Origin of the sequence: Pseudophaeobacter sp. 1A09344 (assembly GCF_041008745.1) — a bacterium.
In the GTDB taxonomy this organism is placed as follows: Bacteria; Pseudomonadota; Alphaproteobacteria; order Rhodobacterales; family Rhodobacteraceae; genus Phycobacter; species Phycobacter gallaeciensis_A.
In genome coordinates, this window is record NZ_JAXGFS010000004.1 from 356253 (window position 1) to 381383 (window position 25131).

The window sequence follows — 25131 nt, forward strand, 5'->3', positions numbered from 1 at the left end:
GCTCTTATGGATATGATACTCGACGTTCTGATTGCAGGCTTTCTGGTCATGGCCGGTGTGTTCGGCTTTGTTGGCTCCTACGGCCTGTTGAAACTCAATGACCCGATGTCGCGGCTGCACGCTCCGACCAAGGCGACGACGCTGGGCGTGGGCGGGGTCCTTCTAGCCTCGATGGTGCACGCTATCGCCTTTGAAGGGCGCCTGTCGCTACACGAATTGATGATCACGCTGTTTCTGTTCTTGACCGCCCCGGTGACCGCGCATTTCATCGCCAAGGTGCACATTCACCGTCGCGAGGAAACAGGCACTCTGCCTTCGGCTGGACCGGATGCGATCTGGGCCACCCACAACACCCCGCCGGAAGATCCCGAAAGCACAGATCAGCCGCAATAGCCCCACCCCGGGCCATTGGCCCACGGCCCCAGAAACAGAAAGTGAGCCACCGAAATGGATACCTCCCGCCTGCCCCAAACCAAAGATGTGGTTTTGATCGGAGGCGGGCATGCCCATGCGCTGGTGCTGCTGAAATGGGGGATGCGCCCGCTGCCCGGCGCGCGGCTGACGCTGATCAACCCCGGCCCCACCGCGCCCTATTCGGGGATGCTGCCCGGCTTTGTCGCCGGTCACTACGCGCGGGGCGATCTTGATATCGATCTGGTCCGGCTGGCGCGCTTTGCCGGGGCGCGACTGGTGCAGGGCGCGGCCGAGGGACTTGATCCCGAAACCCGCAATGTCCGGGTGCCGGGCCGACCTGACATCACTTATGACGTGGCCTCGGTCGATGTGGGGATTACCTCTGACATGCCAAACCTGCCCGGGTTTGCAGAACATGGCATCCCGGCGAAGCCGCTTGGTAGTTTTGCCCGCCGCTGGGACGCGTTCCGCGGCGGCGATGGCCCTGCCCGCATCGCGGTGATCGGCGGCGGCGTGGCCGGAGCCGAGCTGGTTCTGGCGATGGCTCATGCCCTGCGCAGCCGGGGCCGTCTGGAACAAGCCACCCTGATCGACAGCGGCCCGGTTCTGGGCACCGCCAGCGCCGGGATCCGCGAGCGGCTGCGCCGCGCCTTTTCCGAGCAAGGCGTCACCGTCGTTGAAAACACCGCCGTCAATCGCATCCATTCCAGCCATATCGAGCTGGAAGGCGGGCGCGAGATCCTGTCCGATTTCACCACCGGCGCTGCCGGGGCGCGCCCTCATGACTGGCTGGCCGATACCGGGCTTGAGGTACAGGACGGCTTCCTTACGGTTTCGGACAGCCTGCAAACCTCGGACCCGCAGGTTTTTGCTGCCGGGGATTGCGCCCATCTGGCCTATGCCCCGCGCCCCAAGGCCGGCGTCTACGCGGTGCGGCAAGCCCCGGTTCTGCTGCACAATCTGCGCGCCGCCATCACCGGCGATCCGATGCGCCACTACCGGCCGCAGAAGGATTACCTGAAACTGATCTCCATGGGCGCCAAGGAAGCGCTGGGAGAAAGGTTCGGCACCCAGTTTTCCGGCCCGATGATCTGGCGCTGGAAGGACCGGATCGATCAGAATTTTATGGAGCAATTCCGCAGCCTGCCCGAAATGGAGGTGCCGGATCTGCCGCCCGAACATACGCTGGACCTGCCCGCAGTGCTGGGCGACAAACCCATGTGCGGCGGCTGTGGTGCCAAGGCCGGGCGCGCCGCCTTGCATGCGGCAGGCGTGTCGCGCGTGGCAAGTCTGCGTGAGGATGTCACCGCCCTGCCCGGAGATGATGCCGCGCTACTGACCATGGGCGATGTGCGGCAGGTGATCAGCACCGACCATCTGCGCGCCTTCAGCCTTGATCCCTTCGTGATGGCCCGTATCGCAGCGGTGCACGCGCTTGGCGATATCTGGGCCATGGGCGCCGCCCCGCAGGCCGCCACAGCCAACTTGATCCTGCCGCGTCTGGCGCCAGCCCTGCAGCAACGGACCCTGATTGAAATCATGACCGCCGCGCGCAGCGTGATGGAGGATGCAGGCGCCGAGATCATCGGCGGTCATACCTCGCTGGGGGATGAGCTGACTGTGGGGTTCACCGTCACAGGGCTTTGCAACCAGGATCCTGTGACCCTTGCCGGGGCGCAGCCGGGCGATGCATTGGTTCTGACCAAACCGCTCGGCTCCGGCGTAATCATGGCCGCCGAAATGGCAGGCAAGGCCGAAGGCGCCTGGGTCACCGCTGCGCTTGAACAGATGGCACAGCCGCAGGCCGCAGCCTCCCGCATTCTGGCACCCGAAGCCCACGCGATGACCGACGTCACTGGCTTTGGTCTGGCCGGGCATCTCCTTGGCATCTGCGAGGCTTCAGGCGTCAGTGCAGAGATTGATTTTGCCGCCGTGCCGCTGATGGAGGGCGCCGCTCAACTGGCCGACAGCGGCATCCGCTCCTCGCTATTCCCGGAAAACGCCGCGTTGCTGCCGGAATGGCGCACCAATGGCGCGCAGGATCTGCTGTTCGACCCGCAGACCGCTGGCGGCCTGCTCGCGGCCCTACCGCAGGACAAGGCCGAAGGGGTGCTGCAGCAGCTGAAAGAGGCAGGTTACCCGGCGGCGATCATCGGGAAGATTACCCAAGGCGCAGGGCAAATTGTTCTGACTTAAAAGCCCTTTGCGGCCAGACCTTCAAGCGTGTCGCAGATGGTTGTGGCGGCAGATTGCAGCGTCTGATCGTCCAGATCCTTCAGTTGTACTTCTGCCACGGCATCAGCGCCGATGTTGCGGCGTGAACTGCGGTAGGCCGGATCGTAATGCTGTTCCATCAGGGCCCGTGCCAGGCCTGCCATATCGCCCTCTTCGATCAGGGACAGCCAGCCATCCACCACCGCATTCGAGCGACGCGCACGAAGCCGCTCCAGCATTTCGGACAGTGTATCCGCATCTGGCAGACCGTCGCTGTAGGTCCGCAGCAGGTAGCGGCAGCGTTCTTCGACCGAGGCGCTGACCTCGATCCGTGGCGCCTGTTTCATCAGGCTCCAGAGGCTGGGGGGAATGATCCGGTCTCCAACCTTGCTCGATTCCGCCTCGACAAGCACAGGGCGGCTGGGGTCCAGACGGCTCAGCGCACCCGCAAGCGCAGATTCAAAGGCCTTCTGGCCGGGCTGGTCCTCCGGCATGCCCCCCAAAAGCGAGCCGCGATGGTTGGCCAGCCCTTCCAGATCCAGCACCTGCGCGCCCAGTTCTGCCACATGCTTCAGAAGGTCGGTCTTCGCCGTGCCGGTATAGCCATCCAACAGCACAAGCCGGTAAGGCAGATCATCCTCATACAACATCTGATGCACCAGCCTGCGGTAGGACTGGTAGCCGCCTGAGATCATCTCGGCCCGCCAGCCGATCTGCTGCAAGAGATAGGTGAAACTGCCGGAGCGCTGCCCACCGCGCCAGCAATAGACCAGCGGCCGCCAGCCGCCTTCGTATTGGCTCAGCGTCTCTTCGATGTGCCGCGCGGCATTGCGGAACACCATGGCAGCACCCAGCTTGCGCGCCAGAAAGGGGCTTTCTTGCACATAGATCGTGCCAACCTCGGCCCGTTCTTCATTGTTCAGGACCGGCAGGTTGATGGCACCGGGGACGTGATCCTCTGCAAATTCGGCCGGGCTACGTACATCAATGATGGTGTCATAGCCATGATCGTACATATCCTGAAGGGAAGAAAAACTTTTTACCATGAAACAGGGTCTAGCCCGCTGCATCCACAAGGGAAAGCGGGTTTTACCGGCCAGGCCGCCGATTGACCGGCTGCGACACCGTATATGGTGGCCATTTACCCACTATTCTGGTTTATCTGTGCATCACAGTCGGACGAGACAGCAACAGCCGGAACAGGGTTTATGGACGCACAAGACGAGGATGATCACGCGTTGGATCTGCATCAGTTTCCCGGTCACCTGATCCGCCGCTTGCATCAGATTTCAGTGGCCCAGTTCACCGAAAAGGTCGCCGCCCACGACATCGACCTCACCCCTGTTCAATACGCCGCGCTGAAAGCCATTGATGCCAACCCTGGCATTGATCAGGCCTCGGTTGCGGGGCTTATTGCCTATGACCGGGCGACACTCGGCAAGGTGATCGACCGGCTGGAAGCGAAACAGCTGATCGACCGCACCGTCAGCCCGCGGGATCGCCGCGCGCGACAGCTGACCCTGACCGAAACTGGCAAAGAGGTTCTGGCCCGGGCGCACCCCCTTGTGCGCGAGGTGCAAGGCGAGATCCTGACCGGCCTCAGCCCTGAAGAGCAGGAACAATTCATGGCGCTGCTGCAAAAGGCGACAGCCGCTGGCAACGAACGCAGCCGCGCCCCCCTGCGCAGACCGCCCCGGCAGCCCTAGCGCGTATAGCCTAAAAGGCATTCGCGTGAAGGCTTATGCTTTGGCCGCGTGTTTCGACAGCCCCGGAACACGTCTGTAAAAACGCAAAACGACCAGTTTTCAGAACGCGGGGCGCGAAACGCGCCACCCGACTGAAAACCGGTCGTTTTTGCCTAAAGCGCCTGCGCTCTTAGGCCGCTTTCAGCGCCTGGGACTCGGTGGCTCCGAAGAACTCCGAATGCAGCAGTGCAATGGCTGCGTCCTTATCCTCGCGCTGCAGGATGAACTGGGTGTCCACATTGCGTGGCCCCTGCGTTGCACCGCGCGGCAGAATATCCTTCTTCTCAAGGGCATTCATCCCGCGGGCCAGGACGTGCAGGCCACTCAGATCGCGTCCCACGACGGAGATCAGCGACAGCTTTTCGCTGTTGACCTCGGCCTGCGGGAAGCGGGCCAGCAGATCGGCCTCGACCCGGCGCATCGATTTTAGCGAGGCGTCCAGATAGTGGGTCACCGTATTGGCATTGGTCACCTTCGACACGATCCGCACGTTGTGGCGTGTCAGGATGTCCAACACCGCAGCGTCATAGCCTTTGACGCCGACCATGTCCTGTTCGAACAGCTCCAGCGCAATAATATCAAGGCCGGTGACGATTTCGGCCGCTGCCTTGGGCGCGGGTTGATCGTCGATAACCGTGCCCGGATCATTGGGCTCAAAGCAGTTGGTGACGCGCAGCGGCACACCGGACTGACGCAGGGTCTTTGCCGCCGAGGGGTGGATCGCCTCCATGCCGAGGTTTGCCATCTGGTCCGCCACGTCATAGTTGGTGTGGCCCAGTTTGCGGGCGTTCTCGGCACCGACCAGTTTGGGATCGGCAGAGGACAGGTGGAATTCCTTGTGAATGATCGCCTCACGCGCGCCGGTCTGTGCTGCCAACTGCGAGAAGGTCACCTCAGAATAGCCCCGGTCGAATTCCCGCATCAGGCCTTCGGTGCATTGCGCGTAGCCGGTGACGATGGGCATTTCCTGCGCCGGGTCGACCCCTTCCAGAGCCGTTTCAATCCGCTGTTCCAGCGACATATCCGCATCGCCGCGCCAGCCGGACAGATCCACCAGGCGCGCGTTGACGCCCGCCCGCTGCAACATCAGCACGGCCACCAGCGCCGAATGCGCCTCGCCGAGACCAGAGAGCAGCTCCCGGATCTGCAGCAGATGCGTGTTGAGGCGGAAATGTCCGTAGGAGCACAGGCGCTGCAGGTCGATCAGACAGTTGCGGGCGCCTTCGATACGTTCCTGCACAAAGGCCGTTGCCTGGGCAACATCGCCGGCATTGTCCAGAACCGCCTCATGCGCGGCGATCATCGCGGCCGACACCTCGTTCAGGGCATCGAACCAGCCGTGGTCATCCTCGGCATTGGCAAAGCGGGCATAGACACCAGGGGCACCGGTCTTCTTGTGCTCCAACAGTAGGTTGGTGATGCCACCAAAGGCGGACACCACGAAAATACGCCCGTATTCGGGCTCATCGTTCTTGATGAACAGCGTATCCCGTAGCTCGTTCAGGCGGGACATGGATGTCCCGCCGATCTTTTCTACAGTATGGGTCATGGCTTAAGCCTCGACGGTTTCTGGCGCCGCGTAGGATCCGTCTTCCCGGTGTACTTCGGTTCCCGTAACGGGCGGATTGAAGCAGCAGGCCATCACGAGCTGTTCGTCAGCCTTCAGCACGTGGCGGTCGTGTTTGTCGAGCGCATACATCACACCGGGGCGGATGTGATGCGTCTCGCCGGTCGCCAGGTCGGTGATCGACCCGCTGCCCTGCATGCAATAGACGCTTTCAAAGTGGTTCTTGTATTCGAACGTATGTTCCGAGCCTGCCTCAAGGAAGGTGATGTGGAACGAGAAGCCCATTCCATCATCGGCCAGAAGCATACGGACGCTGGTCCACTCCGCATCGCTGACCACGCGGTCGCGGTCTTTTTCAAGGATATCGTTATAGTCACGGACAATCATTGTCTTACTCCGCTGCAACTTTGGTTGTTCCGATCACGTCCCGCGCGGCATCCTTGAGAATGCTGAGGCCAGCTTCGAGCTGGGCGTCGGGCGTGGTCAGGGGGGCGAGGATCTTGACGACCTCATCATTGGGGCCGGAGGTTTCGACAATCAGGCCATTCTGGAACGCACGGGCGCAGATATCGCCAGCCAGTTCACCAGATCCGACATCGACACCGCGCATCATGCTGCGACCCTTGAGCCGCGAGCCGGGCACCATGTCGGCGATTTCCTGCAGGGCCTTTTCGACGATCTTCGCCCGGCGGGCGATGTCATCCTGAAAGGCGTTATCCGACCAGAATTTCTCGATCGCGACGCGGGCCGTGATAAAGGCATGGGTGTTGCCGCGGAAGGTGCCGTTGTGTTCGGCCGGGCCCATCACATCATGCTCGGGCTTCACCAGAACCAGCGCCATCGGCAGGCCAAAGCCCGAAACCGATTTCGCCATGGTGACGATGTCGGGGTCGATGCCGAACTCCTCGAAAGAGAAGAAGGTGCCGGTGCGGCCGCAACCGGCCTGAATGTCGTCGATGATCAGCAGAGCGCCTGCTTCCTTGGCAAGACGTGCAACGCGCTGCACCCATTCAGGGCGCGCAGCGTTCAGGCCGCCTTCGCCCTGCACGGTTTCCAGCAGGATTGCGGCAGGTGCGTCCAGACCCGAAGACGGATCGTTCAGCATCGCCTCCAGGTAATCGGCAGTGTCGGTGCCCTGCCCCATGTAGCCGTCAAACGGCAGACGGGTCACGTTATTGAGGGGCAGCCCGGCGCCGCCGCGGTGATAGCCGTTGCCGGTGGCGGCCAGCGCACCCTGCGTCACACCGTGGAACCCATTGGTGAAGGCCACGATATTGCTGCGTCCGGTCACCTTGCGGGCAATTTTCATCGCCGCTTCGACCGCGTTGGCACCGGTGGGACCGGTGAACATCACCTTGTGGTCCATGTTACGCGGACGCAGGATGACGTTCTCGAAGGTCTCGAGGAAATCGGCCTTGGTATCGGTGTGCATGTCCAGACCATGGGCGATGCCATCGGCCTGCAGATGCGCGATCAGCGCCTCTTTCATGTCCGGGTCGTTGTGCCCGTAGTTGAGCGACGAGCAGCCGGCCAGAAAATCGATATAGGTTTGACCGTCGCGGGCAGTCATTTCAGAGCCCTGCGCGGAGGTAAAGACGGTATCAAAGCCGCGGCAATAGCTGCGTGCCTCGGATTCCCGACGTTTGAATACAGTTGTGGTGGAGGTGTTCGTAGACATACGACCTCTTTTGGGTGGGAGAAGAGTTGAAAGTGAAAACCGACGTCTGCGCGGCTCAAGCAGCCAGCTGAGCGCGCTCGTCCAGGGGGATGGTCACCAGGTTTTCCGTTTTGTGACGATCCTGGAAATGCAGCGCCTGCGTGTAGTAGGGCTGAATATCCAGACCGCTGTCCTGAAGCTTGGCGAACTTGCGGAACAACGCCCAGGAGGCGTCATTGTCGGCGGTAATCGTGGTTTGCAGGCGGGTGACGCCTTCACAGGCTTCACGCTGCATGATCGATTGCAGCATCAACGCGCCCAGACCGCGACCACGTGCCTTTTCGGACACGGCAACCTGCCAGACAAACAGCGTTTCGGGATCATTGGGCATGACGTAGGCAGAGATCCACCCCACAGCCTCGCCCGACAGCTCGGCCAGTACGCATGTGTCGGCAAAATGATCGCACTGCAGCAAGTTGCAGTACATCGAATTCTCGTCAAGCGGCCTGCAGCTGCGGACCAGCTCCCAGATATCCGCGCCATCCGACGCTGTCGGTTTGCGCAGAGTGGGCAGCGGGATCCGCCTCGGGTCAGCGTGGTATTGCATGTGTTCGCTCCTTTCGCTTCGGCAATCGAAATAGCAGCGCCTCACGAAAACTTCAACAGGCAAAGCAAAATTTGCGACACAAACGTCGCTTTTAGGCATTATGTCGCGGATATCGTCGCATTTAGCCCCCTTCATCCTTTATATTTCAAAGTGTATTCTGCTTTGAATAGCGTCATATCTTCCTATATAGTTTGATGATCAAAACAACGGAGTCTTCATGGATCGCATCGACAGCAGCTTGATCGCGCTTCGGCGCATCGTCCGGGCCACCGAATTGTTCGGACGTGAGATACGACAAACCACTGGCGTGACACCTGCACAGTTCCGGGTTCTTCAGATCATCGGAGAACAGGGCTACAGCACTGCCAAGGCGATTTCTCTGCGGATGCGGGTGTCCCAGGGCACCATCACCTCGTTTGTCGACAAGCTGGTGCGTGACGGTCTGGTGCTGCGTGAAAAGTCGAGCCAGGACCGGCGGCAGACCAATATCCTGCTGACCGATGCCGGTCGTCAGGTCCTGACTGAGGCACCCGATCCGCTGCAACAACGCTTTGTACGCAAGTTCAACGCGATGGAAGACTGGGAGCAGGCGATGCTGGTGGCGGGCCTTGAACGCGTGGCGGCGATGCTGGATGCCGACGACATCGACGCGTCCCCAGTGCTGGACACAGGCGACATCCGCCACGCCGTCGACCACTAGGCCGGGCACCGCGGGGCGCCGGGCTTACACTGCGCCGCGCAAAGTGCCCCTTGCGAAAACGCGACCCCATACAGACAGACGACCCCAAGGGCGGGCGCGCATAGCCTTCCCCTTTTGCAGGGGTCGGGCGGTTTTGGAGCCCAGACATAGCCCCCCTTGCCCCACGGAGGCATGGAAACCCCAGCCACTCATCCCTCTTCACGGCAATATTTTAAGACGATTTATCAATGACCTACAAAGTAAATGTAAAAAACATTTACTTGCAGACTTGCAGGGCGCAGGCGAGCGCACGATATTGAGGATGTGAAGGTGATTTACATCAACCCAATACCGGAGGTTCCAATGACGAGTATCACCCCCACCGCAGCCGCCCCGCATGACCAGGGCTGGTTTTCCCGCAGCGAGGCCTGGCTGGACAGCAAGGGCAAAGGCGCCTGGATTGCTGCCATGGTGCTTGGCTTTGTGTTCTTCTGGCCAATCGGCCTCGCCCTGTTGTTTTACATGATCTGGAGCAAACGTATGTTCAACAAATCCTGCCGCCACCGCAAATCCTGGACCCGCCACGGCATGTCCGCCATGACCTCGAGCGGCAACAGTGCCTTTGACGCCTACAAGGCCGATACGCTGCGCCGCCTGGAACAGGAACAGGATGATTTCAACGCCTTCCTGCAGCGCCTGCGCGAAGCCAAGGACAAGGCGGAATTCGACGAATTCATGGAACAGCGCGCCGCCGCCCCTGCCGAAGCGCAGGACATCGGCAACGAGGATATCGGCGACAAACGCCACTGATCCTTACTGACATCAGCGCCTCCCGCCCATAGATACGGGTGGGAGGCGCTCGCTTGCTTGCCTGCCCCACACGCCCGCAAAACAGGACACCTGAGATGACCGCCCTGCCCGACCCGGATTACCAAGCTGAATTCTACGCATCGGTTGCCCCCAAACGGCTGCTGGCCTGGGTCGTCGACAGCCTGATCATATTCGGCCTGTGTATGGCGACAGTGGTGATGACTGCCTTTGTCGGGCTCTTCATCTGGCCGCTGCTCTATCTGACGATCGGCTTTGCCTACCGGACGATTACCATCGCCAACGGCTCTGCCACGCTGGGGATGCGCTTTGCCGGGATCGAGCTGCGCGACCTTTCCGGCCAGCGGATGGATCTGCAGATGGCCGCGCTGCATACGGGTGCTTATACGGTTGCTCTGGCCGTGCCGCTTTTGCAGGTGGTCTCGGTGATCATGATGCTGACATCGGCACGCGGTCAGGGGCTGGGCGATGCCATTCTCGGCACGGTGATGCTGAACCGGCGCAGCATCCAGCGATAGCGGTCAACTCGGGGCAAACATCCCGCTTGGCAATCACTGTTAAACCATTTGTGCAGACCGGCCTTGGCGGGCGGGTTGGTCGTTGCTATCGTGAACTTCAGCCTTATTGTGTTTTTTGACAAGCCTTGGACTCAAGCCCGACCCTATGCGCCATACACTTCCGATCGCACCGCAGTTCTATGTGACTGCGCCCCAACCATGCCCCTATCTGGAGGGGCGGATGGAGCGGAAGCTGTTCACGGCGTTGCAGGGCGATGGTGTCGAGCAGCTGAACAATAGCCTCTCGCAACAGGGGTTCCGGCGCTCTCAGAACGTGCTGTATCGTCCGTCCTGTTCGGAATGTTCGGCCTGCCTGTCGGCGCGCATCAACGTGGCAGAGTTCACGCCCAGCCGCAGCCAGAAACGCACCAGCAAGCGCAACGCGCATCTGGTCCGCCGGGCGACATCGCCCTGGGCGACCGAGGATCAGTACCAGCTGTTCCGCGACTATCTGGACAACCGCCATGCGGATGGCGGCATGGCCGATATGGACGTGTTCGAATATGCCGCGATGATTGAGGAAACTCCGGTGCGCAGTCGGGTGGTGGAATACACCAATCCCGAAGACAACGCACTGACTGCGGTGTCGCTGACCGATGTGCTCGAAGACGGGTTGAGCATGGTCTATTCCTTCTACAACCCGAACCTGCCGCAGAATTCGCTGGGCACCTATATGATCCTCGATCACATTGACATCGCGCGCGATGCCGGGCTGCCCTATGTCTACCTCGGCTACTGGGTCAAAGGCAGCCCCAAGATGGGGTATAAGGTCAAGTTCTCGGGCCTTGAGGTCTATCAAGGGGGCAAGTGGACCGCGATGTCCGAGGTTCAAGATACTGCGGACAGCCCTGCGACCGATACGATTTCCGAACAGGTCGCCAATATTCAGCTTCCCCAGCAGCCGGTCCACCGCGGGCGGTAACTCTCCAGCAGTCGGGGCCCTAGCCCCCAACCACGCAGCCAACGGCTGAAGGCGCCCCTTGGGGCTGCACGTGCGTCTCCACAGCTCGACCTCTACGCTATCCGGCGGATCTCGCCGGGTCCGGCCTGTCTGCCTGTGCGCTCCAGTCACTACCATCTGCACCGCCGCCATGAAAAAGGGGCCCACGAGGGGCCCCTTAAGTCTTTGTGATATCCTGAACCGGATCAGCCCGGCATCAGCGCCGGTACGATGGTCACGATCGACGGGAACAGCCACAGGATCGCCAGACCCACCACCTGGATCAGCACGAAGGGTAGAACCCCGCGATAGATATGACCCGTCGTCACCTCCTTCGGTGCAACCCCGCGCAGGTAGAAAAGCGCAAAGCCGAAGGGCGGTGTCAGGAACGAGGTCTGCAGGTTCACCGCAACCATGATGGTCACCCATTTCGGATCGAAGGAGCCGCCGTAGATCACCGGCCCGACAATTGGGATCACGATGTAGATGATCTCAAGGAAGTCGAGCACGAAGCCCAGGAAGAACAGCACCAGCATCACGATCAGGAAGACCGTCATCTCGTTATCAAAGCTCTTCAGGAACTGCTGGATGTAGTGCTCACCGCCAAAGGAGATCACCACCAGGTTCAGAAGCTGCGAGCCGATCAGAATGGTGAAGACCATCGAGGTCACCTTCGCCGTCTCACGCACGATCGGCGTCAGAACGCCGCCCTTGAACAGCACCCAGCAGCCAAACAGCAGGCCGAACAGCGCATAAAGGTAGGCCGCATAAGCGAAGAAGAAGGCCACCCAGCTTTCGAACGACACATTGTCCTGATTGATCCGCAGATCGAAGTTCACCCCGATCAGGATGCACAGGATCACCGCGGAGGTGGACCAGATGATCACCTTGCCCGAGCGTCCCTCGTCCTGCAGACGGCGATACGCCGCCAGCATGATGGCACCGCCTGCCCCCAGCGCCGCAGCGGGCGTCGGGTTGGTGATACCGCCAAGGATCGAGCCGAGCACGGCCACGATCAGAACCAGCGGCGGGAAGACCACCCGGATCAGATCGTTGCGCGCACAGCGGATCGCCGCCTCTTTACAGCCGTAAAGCGCGATCGCCAGCGGGATCAGCATCAGCAGCACCGTCGCCCCGGGGGACGTGGTCGGCGCGATCAGCAGAATGTCGACCAGTGCCAGCAGCAGAAGACCGATGGCCCCTACGATCAGCGGCTTGGTATCGCGCGACGGCGCAACACCGCGGCCAACGGCCAGAACCAGGCCCAGCAGAACGATGATCACCGCGATACCGGTGCCAATCGGCGCCGCGTTGGCAATCTTCTCAACCTCTGCCGCAGCGATCTCTTCCTCGCTCAGACGCTCAGCCGAGGCGACACCGCCAGCGGCATCAATCGCCTTCTGCTCTTCCACCGCTGCATCCCAGGCTTCCTGACCATGCAGTTCGATCATCGAGGCCTGACATTCCGCCCCGACCGAGGTGCGCAGCGACGCGGTCTGACCAGCGTCGGAGAAGCTGGACACATTGATGTTCTGCGAGCCAACGACGCCGAACGAGCCAAGCAGCACGGTACCGACGATGATCGCAGCAGGCGCGCCCAGGAACCAGGTCAGGGCCTCGGTGCGGGTCACCGGTTCGTCACTGGCGCCGCCGAGCTCAACCGCAGGTGCCTTTTCCGGGTTCATCAGCGCATAGCCAAAGGCATAAAGCGCATAAAGAAGCGCCAGCATGATGCCCGGCAGCAGCGCCGCCTGGAACAGGGTCCCGACCGAAACGACCGCAGGCTCACCCAGGAAGGTCAGCGCATCGGTACAGCCCGCTTCCTGCGCACGGTTTTCCTGCGCAGTGGAGTAAAGATCCCCTGCCAGCGTGCCCAGAAGAACGATCACGATAGAGGGCGGGATGATCTGCCCCAGCGTGCCCGAAGCCGCAATCACACCCGTCGCCAGCTCCGGCGAGTAGTTGTTGCGCAGCATGGTGGGCAACGCCAGAAGCCCCATGGTCACCACAGTCGCGCCCACGATGCCGGTCGAAGCGGCCAGGAAGGCCCCCACAACCACGATGGACACGGCCAGACCGCCGGGCAGCGGGCCAAAGACGCGCGCCATGGTGGTCAGCAGATCGTTGGCGATCTTCGACCGCTCCAGGGTGATCCCCATCAGAACGAACATCAGAACCGCCAGCAGCGTTTCAATCGACGCCCCTGCCAGAACCCGCTCGTTCATGCGGTTCACGATGAAGGAGACGTTGCGATCCATCGCGCTTTCCCAGCCCTGCGGGAACACATGCTCGGCAACGCGTGGAAGATCCGGATATCGGAAGATGGATATGACATCGGGTTTGACGCCCGAATTCACCAGATCCCGGTAGACCTGCGACGAGGTGTCGATGGCCTGGTGAACCAGAAGCCCGGCACTGTCGAGCGCCGCGATAATCCCGAAGGAGATGATGCCGGCGCCGCCGATGGCAAAGGCCACCGGGAAGCCGGAAAGAATGCCTCCGAAAAGGCAGAAGAATACGATGATCAGGCCGATTTCGACGCCATCAAGACCGAATAGCATGTCAGCTGTCCCTTAGTTTAATGCGCGCCTTCATAGGCTTCTTCGCCCTCTCCAAGGGTATCCTTGTCGAGGTATTTGTTTTCACTACCCTGACCTTCGACGAACTCGAGGAACGAGCGGTAGAAGAAGGCAATGGCGTGCAGGAAGACGATGCCTGCAAACGAGACCAGCAGGATCTTGAACAGGAAGTACCCGTTGAAGCCGTTCGGGCTGAACCCGATGGTTTCCACGTTCCAGCGCAGCGCACGTGCTTTCATCACCAGCCGGTCAAGCCCATCAGAGGCCGAAGGCTTCGGCACGATCAGGTGGCGCCACAGGAAGAACCAGCCATACATCCAGGTCAGAACAGCCGCAGGCATCATGAAGATCAGCGAGCCGATCATGTCGATGACCCGCTTGGCGCGGAAACTGATGCCGGAGTAGATCAGGTCAACCCGCACATGGCCGCCCTGCACGAATGTGTAGGCAACGCACATACAGACCACCAGCGCGTTATAGAGCTTCAGCTCTTCGGCAAACCACGAGATGTCCATCTGCAGTTCGATCCCCAGACCGAAACTCATGTCCGGCCGGGCAAAGACCCGCTGCATGAAGACAATGATGATCTGCTGGATCACCATGATCAGACCGGCCCAGGCGAACAGGCGGCCGATGGTATTGGCAAAGCCTTCCAGCCCGCGCACCACGCCCCACATGACTTGGCGCTGGTAAATCCCCACCGCTGTCAGAACCAGAAACGCGGTAAACACTACAAAGAAGAACTCGACCGAGCCACCGAAGTAGACAAAGCGCATAAGCGACTGTTTGTCCTCTACGGACTCCAGCCCTCCGGTCCATGCCAGCCATTCGCTGGTATGGGAGAGCGCGTAGCCAAGATTGTAAAAGGCGCCAGCGATGTTCTGGACCAGCCAGACAAGACCACCCCACAGGGCGCCGAAAAAGGAAATGCCACTGTCGTCCTGCATTGTTCCCCCGGGATCATTGATTGCGGCGGGTCTTTAGATGAGCTGGCGGTGCTCCACAAGGAGCTGGCTTGCCCGGTTCGACCTGCTGCAATGGAAAAGGGATCCCCCGCACAATGGCGGAGGATCCGATGAAAGCGTAAGTACGCCGCTTAGCCCAGAACGCGGTCGCGCTGCGACACGTAGGTGCCCGAGGAAGTCTTGATCCAGGCAGAGGAGGACTTCATCGAAGCCATGGCGCTGTCGTGGATCTTCTTGTAGAGATCGTCGCCCATGTTTTCCGCATGCACTTCCATGGAAGCCTTACCGAAGGCATCCCAGACGGAGTCCGGGAATTCCATCAGTTTCACGCCACCGGCCTGCAGACGCTGCAGAGCGGCACCGTTGTTGGCCAGGAACTGTGCCAGGTTCCACTGGTGGCATTCAGCCGACGCGATTTCGATGATCTTCTGATGCGCGGGGCTCAGGCTCTCGAATACGTCGCGGTTGGTTGCAACCGACAGACCCGCACCCGGCTCGTGGAAGCCAGCGGTGTAGTAGGTCTTGGTGATTTCCTGGAAGCCGGCTTTTTCGTCCGCCCAGGGGCCGATCCACTCGGTGCCGTCGATGGCGCCAGAGGACAGAGCCTGGTACACTTCGGAACCCGGGATGTTCTGAACGGAAGCGCCCAGTTTACCCAGTGCCTTGCCGCCCAGACCCGGCATACGGAACTTCAGACCGTTGAAGTCTTCGGGGCTGTTGATCTCTTTGGAGAACCAGCCGCCAGCCTGCGCGCCGGTGTTGCCGCCGAGGAAGGATTTCAGACCAAAGATCTGACCCAGCTCGTCGTGCAGCTCCATACCGCCGTCGAAGTAGTACCAGTTGGACAGTTCCTGCGCGGTCATGCCGAAGGGCACGGCGGTAAAGAAGGCATAGCCCGGGTGCTGACCAACGAAGTAGTAGTCGGCGCCGTGGTACATGTCAGCCTGACCCGAGGAAACGGCGTCAAACACTTCAAACGCGCCAACCAGTTCGCCTGCGGCTTTGATGTCGACAGTCAGGTTGCCATCGGACATGGCGGTGACGTTGTCTGCAACGCGCTGCGCGGCGTCAAACACGCCAGCCAGGCCACGACCCCAGGTGGTAACCATGGTCAGGGTGCGCTTACCCTGAGCATAAGCCGGAGCTGCCAGAGTGGACGCAGCAGCGGCGGTACCGCCCAGAGCGGATGTTTTCAAAAAGGAACGACGATCCATGATGTTTTCCTCCCAGATATATGGATTGCCCGCAGCAAAGCCTTGGGCGGATCGGTTCGAGTGGCGTCAGCCTAGCCACGGGGCCAAACTTGTGAATACCTAGTACTGCGTAGATCGGCGCTTTTTTGGTAAGTTTCAGTCCGATTGTTGCACTAATTTTGAGCGCAGGCTTCTTTTGTTACGCAGGTGACGGCAAAATCTGCCTCAAAGCCCCCTTTGCTTTCGGATTTCGATTGCGTAACGATTCGCCTTCCCTCTCTCACAGCCGCCGGACAGCCCTATGCCCCCGTTCTCCAGCCTGTTTTCCAGCCTGTTTCGACCAAACTATGCGCAGAAACTTTCGCTTCTGGCGACGCTGCCTCTGGTGGTGGCAGTGGCGGCGATTGCGCTCTTGGTGGCCAATCAGTCCCGCGCCCTCGCCGAGCGGGAGATCAAGGCCTTGGAGCGCCAGCTGATCGAAGCCAAGAAGGCCGAATTGCGCAACTATGTCACCCAGGCCCGCAATGCCTTTTCCCATATCTATGGTCTGGCTGCGCCGGATGATGCGGATGCAAAGGAACGGGTGACGCAAATCCTTAGCGCGATGATCTACGGCCAGGACGGGTTCTTTTTCGTCTATGATTATGACGGCAACAATCTGGTCAGCCCCCGACAGACCGAGTTCATCAATCAGAACTGGCGCGGGCTTACCGACAGCCAGGGCACGCCGGTCGTGGACACCTTCATCGAGCAGGCGCGCCAAGGCGCAGGCTGGCACAGTTTCATGTGGGAAAAACCATCGACTGGCGAAGAAGCGCAGATGGTAACCTACGTCCTTGGCCTGCAGGACTGGCAATGGGCGGTCGGGACCGGCGTCTTCATCGACGATGTACTGGCCTCGGTCGCCGCCAGCCGCGCCGAGGTGGAAGCCCGGGTGCGCCGGACCTTTATCTATATTGGCGGAATTACCCTTGTCGCACTGGTCCTTGTCTTTGCATCGGGCATGGTTCTGAACATCCGCGAACGCCGCCTTGCCGATGCCAAGCTGAAGGAACTGACACAGCGGGTTTTCGACGCGCAGGAAGAAGAGCGTGGACGCGTGGCCCGCGAGCTGCACGACGGGATCAGCCAGCTTCTTGTCGGGGTGCGCTATGCGCTGGACAACACCCGGCGGCGCCTGATGCGGGGCGATCACGATGGCGCTTCGGATCCGCTCGACAAGGGCATCGAACACCTTGGCATCGCCATCTCCGAAGTGCGCCGCATCAGCCGGGATCTGCGCCCGGGAGTGCTGGATGATCTGGGCCTTGGTCCTGCGCTGAAGGCGCTGACCGATGATTTTGCGGCCCGCACCGGAATCGAAACGGATTTTACCACTGTGGTTTTCCGCAACCGGCTGGATCAGGACGCCAAGATCGCCATGTACCGCATCGCGCAGGAGGCGCTGACCAATATAGAACGGCACGCGGATGCAAGCCATGTCAGTATAGACCTGCGTGGCCACGCCCGCGGCGCCACCATGCGCATCAGCGACAATGGCCGTGGCCTGCCCCAGAAAAAGCCCGAAGGCGAGCCGGGCATCGGCCTGCGCAACATGCAAGAGCGGATCGATCAGCTTGACGGCACCTTGCGGATTCTGTCATCACGGGGCACCCAGAGCGGCACGGTGATCGAAGCGACACTCCCTTTGAGCCATCTGCTGCCTCCGGGGAACGAAGCCGCTCCGAAACGCGTGTCGTAGTGGCAGATGCAGGATCCGTATCTCTGCCGGGTCCGAAGCATATAGGCAGTTGGGGGATGGCACTCTGCTGAAAGACGGAAATTGCGAGCCTGTGCGTGTCCTGATCGTGGACGACCACCCGATGGTCGCCGAGGGCATCCAGTCGATTCTCGAAAGCTATGATGACATCGCGGTGGTCGGATCGTTGACCGACGGCGAAGAAGCGGTGAGCCGCGTCGCCGAGCTGGCGCCCGATGTGATCCTGATGGATCTCAACATGCCCCGGTTGGGTGGCCTCGGCGCCACCGAAATCATATTGGAGCGCAGCCCCAGCACTCGTATCCTGATCCTGTCGATGCACGACAGCCCGGAATATATCTCTACCGCGCTCAGCCATGGCGCCATGGGATATGTGCTAAAGGACGTGCCCACCGAAGAGATCAAGGATGCTATCGACGCGGTGATGCGCGGTGAACGCTATCTCTGCACCGGCGCCGAAGGGTCGCTGAAGCCCAAGGACAGCGGTTTGCGCGAGGCGCTGACCGGGCGCGAACAGACCATCCTCTTGGAACTGGCTCAGGGCAAATCCAACAAGGAAGTTGCCCTTGCGCTCGATATCTCGGTGCGCACAGTGGAAACCCACCGCAAGAACATCAAGCGCAAGCTGGGCATTTCCTCGACCGCCGGCCTCACCCGCTATGCGCTGCAACACGGCGTTCTACAGGGCACTGGCGTCGGGCTGTAGCCCCTGCTCCCCCCATTTCTGGAGCACGCGACACCTGCGGCTGAGTCCCTGCGGCTCGGGTTTCGGTCACATTTCCGGGATTCTCCTTTTGAGAAATGTCGCAACGCGCCCCTTGAGCGCAAGAAAATGTCGAAAGACGGGCATTTTTGATGGGTTTGCCTGTTGACGCCCCTGCCGGCCGGTCATAGTCTGCGCTTCAACGCAAAAGAGGAGCCTGGGGTAAATGACCTCCCTAGTCGTCATTGTAGGAACCAAGCGCATGGGCCGGTAACGGTTGACCATAATCTGACCCATGCGCCTCCGACCTAGAAAATCGGGGGCTTTTTTTATGCGGAATGGACGTTGCCGCCAACTGGAGCAAAAGCAGATGACACGTGAAATGACCGGCGCAAAAATGGTTGTTCAGGCCCTGAAGGATCAGGGCGTGGACACGGTATTCGGATACCCCGGTGGCGCCGTGCTTCCGATCTATGATGAAATCTTCCTGCAGAACGATATCCGCCACATTCTGGTCCGCCACGAGCAAGGCGCGGTTCACGCCGCCGAAGGATATGCGCGTTCGACCGGAAAGCCGGGCGTCGTTCTTGTCACCTCGGGGCCCGGTGCAACCAATGCGGTGACCGGCCTCACCGATGCGCTGCTCGATTCCATTCCGCTTGTGGTGCTGACCGGTCAGGTGCCGACCTTCATGATCGGTTCAGACGCCTTCCAGGAGGCGGACACCGTTGGCATCACCCGCCCCTGCACCAAGCACAACTGGCTGGTGAAGGACACCGACAAGCTGTCCGGTACCCTGCACGAGGCGTTCCATGTCGCCACCTCGGGCCGCCCCGGTCCGGTTTTGATCGACATTCCGAAAGACGTGCAATTCGCCACCGGAACCTACACGACGCCGCGCCCCTCGGCCTCGCATTACCAGCCGCCGGTCAAGGGCGATATGGAAGAGATCACCGAACTGGTGGCCGCCATCGAGACCGCCAAACGCCCGGTGTTCTATACCGGCGGCGGCGTGATCAACTCCGGCCCCGGCGCCAGCCAGCTGCTGCGCGAACTGGTGGATGCCACTGGCATTCCCGTAACCTCGACCCTGATGGGCCTTGGCGCCTATCCTGCCTCGGGCCCGAACTGGCTCGGCATGCTGGGCATGCACGGTCTTTATGAGGCCAACATGGCGATGCACGACTGCGATCTGATGATCAATATCGGCGCGCGGTTCGATGACCGGATCACTGGCCGCATCGATGCCTTCAGCCCGAAATCGACCAAGGCGCATATCGATATCGATCCTTCCTCGATCAACAAGGTGATCCGCGTCGATATCCCGATCGTCGGTGATGTGGGCCACGTGCTGGAAGATCTGCTGAAGGTCTGGAAATCCCGCGGTCGCAAGACCAACAAGGAGGCGCTGGCCAAATGGCAGGCCAAGATCTCCGAATGGCGCGCGGTCAATTGCCTGTCCTACACCCCGTCCGAAGGCACCATCAAACCGCAATACGCGCTGCAACGCCTTGAGGAGCTGACCAAGGGTCACGACCGCTATGTCACCACCGAGGTTGGGCAGCACCAGATGTGGGCGGCGCAGTTCCTTGGCTTTGAGGATCCCAACCGCTGGATGACCTCAGGCGGACTTGGCACCATGGGCTATGGATTCCCGGCCTCCATCGGCGTGCAGATGGCGCACCCCGACGCGCTGGTGATCAACGTTGCCGGTGAGGCATCCTGGCTGATGAACATGCAAGAACTCGGCACCGCCGCGCAATACCGCTTGCCGGTAAAACAGTTCATCCTCAACAACGAACGCCTTGGCATGGTGCGCCAGTGGCAGGAACTGCTGCACGGTGAACGCTACAGCCACTCCTGGTCCGAAGCGCTGCCCGATTTCGTGAAGCTCGCCGAGGCCTTTGGCGCCAAGGGCATCATCTGCAAGGACCCCAAGGATCTGGACGATGCGATCATGGAAATGATCAACCACGACGGTCCGGTTGTCTTTGATTGTTTGGTCGAAAAGCACGAGAACTGCTTCCCGATGATCCCCTCGGGCAAACCCCACAACGAAATGCTGCTGGGCGAAGCCGAAACCCAGGGCGCCATTCAGGCCGGAGGTGCGGTGCTGGTTTGATCCACACCGCTCCCCCTTCACCGAATTGATGGGCCCGGCAATCGCCGACACGGCCCGATAGGAATGAAAAAGGACAATTCCATGTCTGCCCTACACATCAAAAAAGGCGCCAGCAAACATTCGGCGTATAACCTGCGGCCCACGTTTTCCGACGTACAGGAACGTCACACGCTGGCATTGCTGGTTGAAAACGAACCCGGCGTTTTGGCCCGTGTCATCGGCCTGTTCTCCGGCCGCGGCTACAACATCGAAAGCCTGACCGTCGCCGAAGTCGATCACACCGGGCACCTGAGCCGCATCACCGTGGTCACCACCGGCACGCCGCAGGTGATCGAACAGATCAAGGCACAGCTGGGCCGTATCGTTCCAGTCCACGAGGTGCACGATCTGACCGTCGAAGGCCCTGCGGTCGAGCGGGAACTGGCAATCCTCAAGGTCGTGAGCGATGGTGACAAGCGGGTCGAGGCCCTGCGCCTGGCCGATATCTTCCGCGCCAATGTCGTGGACAGCACCCTGGAAAGCTTCATCTTCGAAATCACCGGCGCCCCGGACAAGATCGACGCCTTTGCCGATCTGATGCGCCCGTTGGGTCTGATCGAAATCGCCCGTACCGGCGTTGCTGCCCTGCTGCGCGGCACCTGATTGCCGCGCCGGGAGGACCACCCGCCCCTTCCGATCACATGTCTTGCACCGATAACACAAAAGGCCGCCCAATCTGGGCGGCCTTTTTGCGACGTCCGGGTCAGTAGAAAATCACAGGGCCTGCAGCGCCAAGTCCGCGTGTAACAAAGCGCTGCGCCAGACCGTTCCGACAGTACGGGGGTTACCCGTACCGCGCGGCCGTGTGCCATTTTGAGAAAGCCGGAAAGGGTATCACATTGCCTTCCGTTACCACCTCGACACCGCCAGACGCTTCAAAACTCCGCCCTGCACCTGTTGCGCGAGCCGGATGATCGGCCGTCACCGCTGTTGAAGCCGCTTTTGGCAGCGGTGCTGCCTCGACCAGCATCTCGGACAGGTCAGGATACCCGACCTCTTCCAGAATGACCGCATTGGCTGCCAACCGCATATTGCCTTTTTCGGTCAGGTCAAACTGTACCCAATCTCCCTTACACACCGCCGTCTGTGAGGCATCTCTGTGCCGGGAATAATAGGCCAGATCCCCCTGATCCTCACACCAGATAATTGCTTTTCCGACGGCGACATCACTCCAAAGTACATATCCGATCATGTTGCAAGCCTCGTTCGTTTATCGCTCAATTCTGGGCCAATTGGAGAGGCGCCAACATGGCAAATACTGCGTCGGACTATTGCAATTTGTGTCAGCGAGGATAGTATCCCGACGTGATTTAGAGACAACATTGACGCGATAAAGCGACAACCCATCGTAAAATGGAAATATTTGTCGCGATCAGCGGTCGGGGATTGAGGCCACAATGGCTGCCATAGCAACAGCAAGAGATGACAACCGCGCCCGGCAATCGCGTTCTCCCGCAGAATTGCGCGACATGTTTGGCGCCAACCTGCGTCATCTGGCACAGCAATACCCCTCCATCTCCGAACTGTCGCGGCGCCTTGGTATCAACCGGACGCAGTTCAATCGCTACATGTCCGGCGAAAGCTTTCCGCGGCCGGACGTTCTAGACCGGATCTGCTGCTTCTTTGATGTGGATGCGCGTATCCTGCTGGAGCCGGTCGACACAGTTGGCAAACAGGACAAGATCCTGCACGGCGCCTTTCTCAATGATTTTCTGGGCCATGGGATCGAGCAGCTGAGCGAGCAGATCTTCCCCTCTGGCTATTACCGTTTTACCCGTCGTAGCTTCATCAACGGGGACAGTTTTGTCGTTGGTCTGGTGCGCGTAAGCCGTGACGGAGGCGGCGTCGCCTATATCAAGGGTTTTGAGGCCAAGGATGCGATGCGGTTTCAGGGCCTGCCCGAAGACCCGGCATCGCGTGAGTTCCGCGGCGTGCTCAGCTGTCACGAGGACGGCGTCGCCTTCCTGATTTCACGGCGCCGCGCGATGACCTTTTCCTTCAACTACTTGGCGCGCGTGGCCTCGCTTGAAAACAATTTCTGGGTTGGCTACGTGGCCCGCACCGTGCGTGAAAGCGGCGATGAACGGGTCACCCGGATGGTCTATGAATACCTCGGCCGCGACATGGGGCCTGCGCTGGCCGTGGCCCGCAATGCGGGCTTTGTGAGCGAAGAGGACCTGCTGCCCTACCACCGCCGCCTGCTGCGCATCAACGAACCGTTCTCCTGACCAGGGACGCCCTGCCGCCCTAGGTCGGTGATGTGGCGAGCCGGTAGATGTGCCAAGTGGCGTGGCCAAGCAACGGCAGCACCACCAGCAGACCGGCAAAGGCGGGCAGCATGGCTGCAAAGGTCAGCACGGCAATCAGCACCGCCCAGAGCATCATCAGCGCAAAATTCCGCTGCACATAGGTGAAGCTGGTGATCATCGCGGTCACGAAATCGACCTCCCTGTCCAGCAGCAGCGGCAGAGAGATCACCGTGATCATATAGAGCAGCAGCGCGAACAACGCGCCAACGACAGTTCCGACCGCCAGCATCGTAAGCCCCTCGACCGACAGGAAGACATCCAGAGAGGTGGAGATATTGGTCATGGTCGACAGCCCCAGAAACAGGGCAAAGATCATGTGGCCAAGGAAAAACCAGAACAGAAACACCACAATGATGATGGCGCAGATCGACGGCAGCTGGCGGCGGCTTTGCTGCAGAACCACCCCCAGAATGGCCCGGGCGTCCATTGCCTGCCCCTGTTCGCGCCGGTGTGAGACCTCATAAAGCCCCACCGCCGCAAAGGGACCGATCAGCGGAAATCCGATGGCCGCCAGCACCAGCCAGAAGGTGGTGCCGGTCTGCGCGGTAACCCAGGCCATCGCCCAGCCCGCCAAGACGTAAAACCCGGCAAAGAACAACCCGTATCCGGGCTTGGCCAGGAAATCCGCCCAGCCGCGTCGCAGCGCCTCGCGCAGGATCCCTGCGGTCATCGGCTGCATTTCCGGTACACCAAATGCCTTTTCTGTCATCGAAACGCTTCCTCCCCGAAACGTTTCCCCTCCCCCGGGTCCTCCTTAACCCTGTGGAGGGGCGTTTTGCGGCCATTGCGTGGCCGCGTGATACTGCTGGCCCAGTGCCAGGATATTCTGATCCTGCCCCTGCGCGCCAAAGATCTGGATGCCCATCGGCAGGCCCGCCTCGCTGAACCCAGCAGGCGCGCCAAGGCAGGGCAGCCCCAGCAGGCTGACCGGCACCACCACCTGCATCCAGCGGTGATAGGTGTCCATCTCAACGCCTGCGATCTCCCGCGGGTAATCGATATCGACCGGGAACGGCCAGCATTGCGCCGTCGGCAGGATCAGGGCGTCGTAGTCCTGGAACAGCCGCGCTGCGGCCCGCTGCCAGTCAGAGCGCGCATCGGACGCCTCCTGCACCTGTTGCGCTGTCATAGAAAGGCCACGCTCCAGCTCCCAGATGGCGGTGTCCTTCAGATGCTCGCGGCGATCGTTGAACACCCGCAGTCCCGCTGCAACGGCAAAGGAGCGCAAGGTGATCCAGGCCTCCCAGATGCGGTCCGCCGGGAACGGCGGCGCCACGGCTTCAACCGTATGCCCCAAGTCTTCGAACGACTTTGCCGCCGCCTCGCATAGCTCAAGGATTCCCGGCTCCATCGGAAAGGCCCCGCCCCAGTCGCCAAGCCAGCCAATCCGCATCTTTTCGACCTCCGGCAGCGGCATCACCGGAGCCCCACCCGAGGCCAGCGGCTGACGCGGGTCCGGTCCGCTCATCACGTCCAGGAGCAGACCGATATCCTCGGGGCTACGCGCCATCGGGCCAAGCGTCGCCAGAGGGTGCAGGAAGACGTCTCCCTTGGGTTCTGACGGCACCCAGCCCCAGGTCGGTCGGAAGCCGTAGACATTGTTCCAGCCAGCCGGGTTCCGCAGGGATCCCATCATGTCGGATCCATCCGCCAGCGCCACTATCCCGGCGGCCAACGCCACCGCTGAGCCACCGGAAGAGCCGCCACAGGTCCGCGTGGGATCAAACGGGTTGTTGGTCGCGCCATAGACCGGGTTGAAGGTATGGGAGCCGAGGCCGAATTCGGGGGTATTGGTCTTGCCAATCAGGATCGCCCCCGCCGCGCGCAGGCGCGATACGAACAGCTCATCCTCGGTCGGTACAAAATCCTTCATCAGGGGGGAGCCCTGGGTCGATGCGATGCCTTTGACGTTGGCAAGATCCTTGATCGCCATCGGTAGCCCGTGCAGCGGCCCCAGCGGTACATTGGCGGCGCGCATCGCGTCGGCACGGCGCGCCTCTTCCATCAGCTCTTCTGCCGGGCGCAGTCCCACGATGGCGTTCAGATCCGGGTTCACCGCCTCGATCCGCGCCAGGGTATGCTCCATCAGCGCGGCGGCAGTCAGGCTACCATCTTGCAATTGGGCCAGAATATCGCTGGCAGAGCTGTAATCTGTCATAGTCGGCGTGACTCCGTTCATTTGTTAAACAGAGCCTAGCCGCAGATTTTTACAAAGGAAAGCCGTGACTTGCCCCGAGGCTAACCTCGGGTCACC

The 25131-nt window shown here is 60.8% G+C and carries 23 protein-coding genes; 12 read left to right on the top strand and 11 right to left on the bottom strand.

The window, feature by feature from the left end; translation table 11 throughout:
- Positions 1-6 precede the first annotated feature (6 nt).
- Together SM765_RS09630 and selD are read left to right on the top strand one after the other, a co-directional pair.
- The gene (locus tag SM765_RS09630; RefSeq protein ID WP_065270587.1) at positions 7-393 is read left to right on the top strand and encodes a Na+/H+ antiporter subunit G; all 387 of its coding nucleotides are present in this window, start codon (positions 7-9) and stop codon (positions 391-393) included.
- 54 nt (positions 394-447) lie between these two features.
- Entirely contained in the window at positions 448-2610 is a 2163-nt protein-coding gene (gene selD, locus SM765_RS09635) for a selenide, water dikinase SelD (RefSeq protein ID WP_274837224.1), read from the top strand.
- Here the strand turns inward: selD and mnmH are convergent.
- The gene (gene mnmH / locus SM765_RS09640; RefSeq protein ID WP_274837225.1) at positions 2607-3674 is read right to left on the bottom strand and encodes a tRNA 2-selenouridine(34) synthase MnmH; all 1068 of its coding nucleotides are present in this window, start codon (positions 3672-3674) and stop codon (positions 2607-2609) included. The two genes, selD and mnmH, sit on opposite strands and share 4 nt — an antisense overlap.
- A gap of 162 nt (positions 3675-3836) precedes the next feature.
- Between mnmH and SM765_RS09645 the strand changes: the two genes are divergently transcribed.
- Complete coding sequence (locus SM765_RS09645) at positions 3837-4334, top strand: MarR family winged helix-turn-helix transcriptional regulator (RefSeq protein WP_274837226.1); 498 nt, start codon at positions 3837-3839, stop codon at positions 4332-4334.
- Between the two features lie 169 nt (positions 4335-4503).
- Here SM765_RS09645 and SM765_RS09650 read toward each other — a convergent pair whose 3' ends face one another.
- From SM765_RS09650 to ectA, 4 genes are read right to left on the bottom strand one after another with little or no spacing between them, the layout of a single operon-like run.
- Positions 4504-5922 (bottom strand): aspartate kinase, encoded by a 1419-nt coding sequence (locus SM765_RS09650; RefSeq protein WP_274837227.1) that lies wholly within the window; start codon positions 5920-5922, stop codon positions 4504-4506.
- Between the two features lie 3 nt (positions 5923-5925).
- A complete protein-coding gene (locus SM765_RS09655) occupies positions 5926-6327 on the bottom strand; it encodes an ectoine synthase (RefSeq protein WP_065270592.1) in 402 nt (133 codons plus the stop codon).
- Between the two features lie 4 nt (positions 6328-6331).
- On the bottom strand, positions 6332-7618 hold the full coding sequence (ectB, locus tag SM765_RS09660) for a diaminobutyrate--2-oxoglutarate transaminase (RefSeq protein ID WP_274828982.1): 1287 nt from the start codon (positions 7616-7618) through the stop codon (positions 6332-6334).
- Between the two features lie 55 nt (positions 7619-7673).
- A complete protein-coding gene (gene ectA / locus SM765_RS09665) occupies positions 7674-8204 on the bottom strand; it encodes a diaminobutyrate acetyltransferase (protein WP_065270594.1) in 531 nt (176 codons plus the stop codon).
- Between the two features lie 217 nt (positions 8205-8421).
- Between ectA and SM765_RS09670 the strand changes: the two genes are divergently transcribed.
- From SM765_RS09670 to SM765_RS09685, 4 genes are all read left to right on the top strand, one after another.
- A complete protein-coding gene (locus tag SM765_RS09670) occupies positions 8422-8904 on the top strand; it encodes a MarR family winged helix-turn-helix transcriptional regulator (RefSeq protein WP_065270595.1) in 483 nt (160 codons plus the stop codon).
- A 342-nt stretch (positions 8905-9246) separates the two neighbouring features.
- Entirely contained in the window at positions 9247-9693 is a 447-nt protein-coding gene (locus tag SM765_RS09675; RefSeq protein WP_274837228.1) for a DUF2852 domain-containing protein, read from the top strand.
- 95 nt (positions 9694-9788) lie between these two features.
- Positions 9789-10229 carry an RDD family protein gene (locus tag SM765_RS09680; RefSeq protein ID WP_065270597.1) on the top strand — a complete coding sequence of 147 codons (441 nt, stop codon included), beginning with the start codon at positions 9789-9791 and terminating at the stop codon, positions 10227-10229.
- 145 nt (positions 10230-10374) lie between these two features.
- On the top strand, positions 10375-11190 hold the full coding sequence (locus SM765_RS09685; RefSeq protein ID WP_274837229.1) for an arginyltransferase: 816 nt from the start codon (positions 10375-10377) through the stop codon (positions 11188-11190).
- A gap of 224 nt (positions 11191-11414) precedes the next feature.
- Here the strand turns inward: SM765_RS09685 and SM765_RS09690 are convergent, their stop codons facing one another.
- From SM765_RS09690 to SM765_RS09700, 3 genes are all read right to left on the bottom strand, one after another.
- On the bottom strand, positions 11415-13769 hold the full coding sequence (locus SM765_RS09690) for a TRAP transporter large permease (protein WP_368981496.1): 2355 nt from the start codon (positions 13767-13769) through the stop codon (positions 11415-11417).
- A gap of 17 nt (positions 13770-13786) precedes the next feature.
- Complete coding sequence (locus tag SM765_RS09695) at positions 13787-14734, bottom strand: TRAP transporter small permease subunit (RefSeq protein WP_065270600.1); 948 nt, start codon at positions 14732-14734, stop codon at positions 13787-13789.
- A gap of 149 nt (positions 14735-14883) precedes the next feature.
- The gene (locus tag SM765_RS09700) at positions 14884-15966 is read right to left on the bottom strand and encodes a TRAP transporter substrate-binding protein (protein ID WP_065270601.1); all 1083 of its coding nucleotides are present in this window, start codon (positions 15964-15966) and stop codon (positions 14884-14886) included.
- A 280-nt stretch (positions 15967-16246) separates the two neighbouring features.
- Here SM765_RS09700 and SM765_RS09705 point away from each other — a divergent pair, with 280 nt between their 5' ends.
- The 4 genes from SM765_RS09705 to ilvN all read left to right on the top strand — a co-directional run bounded on the left by SM765_RS09705 (position 16247) and on the right by ilvN (position 21171).
- Complete coding sequence (locus SM765_RS09705; protein WP_065270602.1) at positions 16247-17686, top strand: cache domain-containing protein; 1440 nt, start codon at positions 16247-16249, stop codon at positions 17684-17686.
- 91 nt (positions 17687-17777) lie between these two features.
- Positions 17778-18410, top strand: a complete 633-nt coding sequence (locus tag SM765_RS09710; RefSeq protein ID WP_274833384.1) for a response regulator transcription factor — start codon at positions 17778-17780, stop codon at positions 18408-18410.
- 367 nt (positions 18411-18777) lie between these two features.
- Positions 18778-20529: an acetolactate synthase 3 large subunit gene (locus tag SM765_RS09715; protein WP_274828959.1), complete on the top strand. Its 1752-nt coding sequence runs from the start codon at positions 18778-18780 to the stop codon at positions 20527-20529.
- Between the two features lie 81 nt (positions 20530-20610).
- The gene (ilvN, locus tag SM765_RS09720; protein WP_065273495.1) at positions 20611-21171 is read left to right on the top strand and encodes an acetolactate synthase small subunit; all 561 of its coding nucleotides are present in this window, start codon (positions 20611-20613) and stop codon (positions 21169-21171) included.
- A gap of 181 nt (positions 21172-21352) precedes the next feature.
- On the opposite strand, the gene SM765_RS09725 is transcribed toward ilvN, so the two are convergent.
- Complete coding sequence (locus tag SM765_RS09725) at positions 21353-21760, bottom strand: hypothetical protein (protein WP_274837230.1); 408 nt, start codon at positions 21758-21760, stop codon at positions 21353-21355.
- Between the two features lie 277 nt (positions 21761-22037).
- On the opposite strand from SM765_RS09725, the gene SM765_RS09730 reads away from it, so the two are divergent.
- Positions 22038-22796 (top strand): helix-turn-helix domain-containing protein, encoded by a 759-nt coding sequence (locus SM765_RS09730; RefSeq protein ID WP_065270606.1) that lies wholly within the window; start codon positions 22038-22040, stop codon positions 22794-22796.
- Positions 22797-22815: 19 nt separating this feature from the next.
- On the opposite strand, the gene SM765_RS09735 is transcribed toward SM765_RS09730, so the two are convergent.
- Positions 22816-23586, bottom strand: coding sequence for a DUF2189 domain-containing protein (locus tag SM765_RS09735; protein ID WP_274828954.1), 771 nt, complete (start codon positions 23584-23586; stop codon positions 22816-22818).
- Between the two features lie 45 nt (positions 23587-23631).
- Complete coding sequence (locus SM765_RS09740) at positions 23632-25035, bottom strand: amidase (RefSeq protein WP_274836493.1); 1404 nt, start codon at positions 25033-25035, stop codon at positions 23632-23634.
- Between the last annotated feature and the right edge of the window lie 96 nt (positions 25036-25131).

Bases quoted from the DNA above. Each gene is read 5' to 3' on its own strand.
- SM765_RS09740 (WP_274836493.1), bottom strand. From the start codon at position 25,035: ATGACAGATTACAGCTCTGCCAGCGATATTCTGGCCCAATTGCAAGAT.
- SM765_RS09705 (WP_065270602.1), top strand. From the start codon at position 16,247: ATGCCCCCGTTCTCCAGCCTGTTTTCCAGCCTGTTTCGACCAAACTAT.
- SM765_RS09735 (WP_274828954.1), bottom strand. From the start codon at position 23,586: ATGACAGAAAAGGCATTTGGTGTACCGGAAATGCAGCCGATGACCGCA.
- SM765_RS09670 (WP_065270595.1), top strand. From the start codon at position 8,422: ATGGATCGCATCGACAGCAGCTTGATCGCGCTTCGGCGCATCGTCCGG.
- SM765_RS09650 (WP_274837227.1), bottom strand. From the start codon at position 5,922: ATGACCCATACTGTAGAAAAGATCGGCGGGACATCCATGTCCCGCCTG.
- SM765_RS09695 (WP_065270600.1), bottom strand. From the start codon at position 14,734: ATGCAGGACGACAGTGGCATTTCCTTTTTCGGCGCCCTGTGGGGTGGT.
- ilvN (WP_065273495.1), top strand. From the start codon at position 20,611: ATGTCTGCCCTACACATCAAAAAAGGCGCCAGCAAACATTCGGCGTAT.
- ectA (WP_065270594.1), bottom strand. From the start codon at position 8,204: ATGCAATACCACGCTGACCCGAGGCGGATCCCGCTGCCCACTCTGCGC.
- SM765_RS09655 (WP_065270592.1), bottom strand. From the start codon at position 6,327: ATGATTGTCCGTGACTATAACGATATCCTTGAAAAAGACCGCGACCGC.
- SM765_RS09680 (WP_065270597.1), top strand. From the start codon at position 9,789: ATGACCGCCCTGCCCGACCCGGATTACCAAGCTGAATTCTACGCATCG.
- SM765_RS09645 (WP_274837226.1), top strand. From the start codon at position 3,837: ATGGACGCACAAGACGAGGATGATCACGCGTTGGATCTGCATCAGTTT.
- ectB (WP_274828982.1), bottom strand. From the start codon at position 7,618: ATGTCTACGAACACCTCCACCACAACTGTATTCAAACGTCGGGAATCC.
- SM765_RS09700 (WP_065270601.1), bottom strand. From the start codon at position 15,966: ATGGATCGTCGTTCCTTTTTGAAAACATCCGCTCTGGGCGGTACCGCC.
- SM765_RS09630 (WP_065270587.1), top strand. From the start codon at position 7: ATGGATATGATACTCGACGTTCTGATTGCAGGCTTTCTGGTCATGGCC.
- SM765_RS09725 (WP_274837230.1), bottom strand. From the start codon at position 21,760: ATGATCGGATATGTACTTTGGAGTGATGTCGCCGTCGGAAAAGCAATT.
- selD (WP_274837224.1), top strand. From the start codon at position 448: ATGGATACCTCCCGCCTGCCCCAAACCAAAGATGTGGTTTTGATCGGA.
- SM765_RS09685 (WP_274837229.1), top strand. From the start codon at position 10,375: ATGCGCCATACACTTCCGATCGCACCGCAGTTCTATGTGACTGCGCCC.
- SM765_RS09690 (WP_368981496.1), bottom strand. From the start codon at position 13,769: ATGCTATTCGGTCTTGATGGCGTCGAAATCGGCCTGATCATCGTATTC.
- SM765_RS09675 (WP_274837228.1), top strand. From the start codon at position 9,247: ATGACGAGTATCACCCCCACCGCAGCCGCCCCGCATGACCAGGGCTGG.
- SM765_RS09715 (WP_274828959.1), top strand. From the start codon at position 18,778: ATGACACGTGAAATGACCGGCGCAAAAATGGTTGTTCAGGCCCTGAAG.
- SM765_RS09730 (WP_065270606.1), top strand. From the start codon at position 22,038: ATGTTTGGCGCCAACCTGCGTCATCTGGCACAGCAATACCCCTCCATC.
- mnmH (WP_274837225.1), bottom strand. From the start codon at position 3,674: ATGGTAAAAAGTTTTTCTTCCCTTCAGGATATGTACGATCATGGCTAT.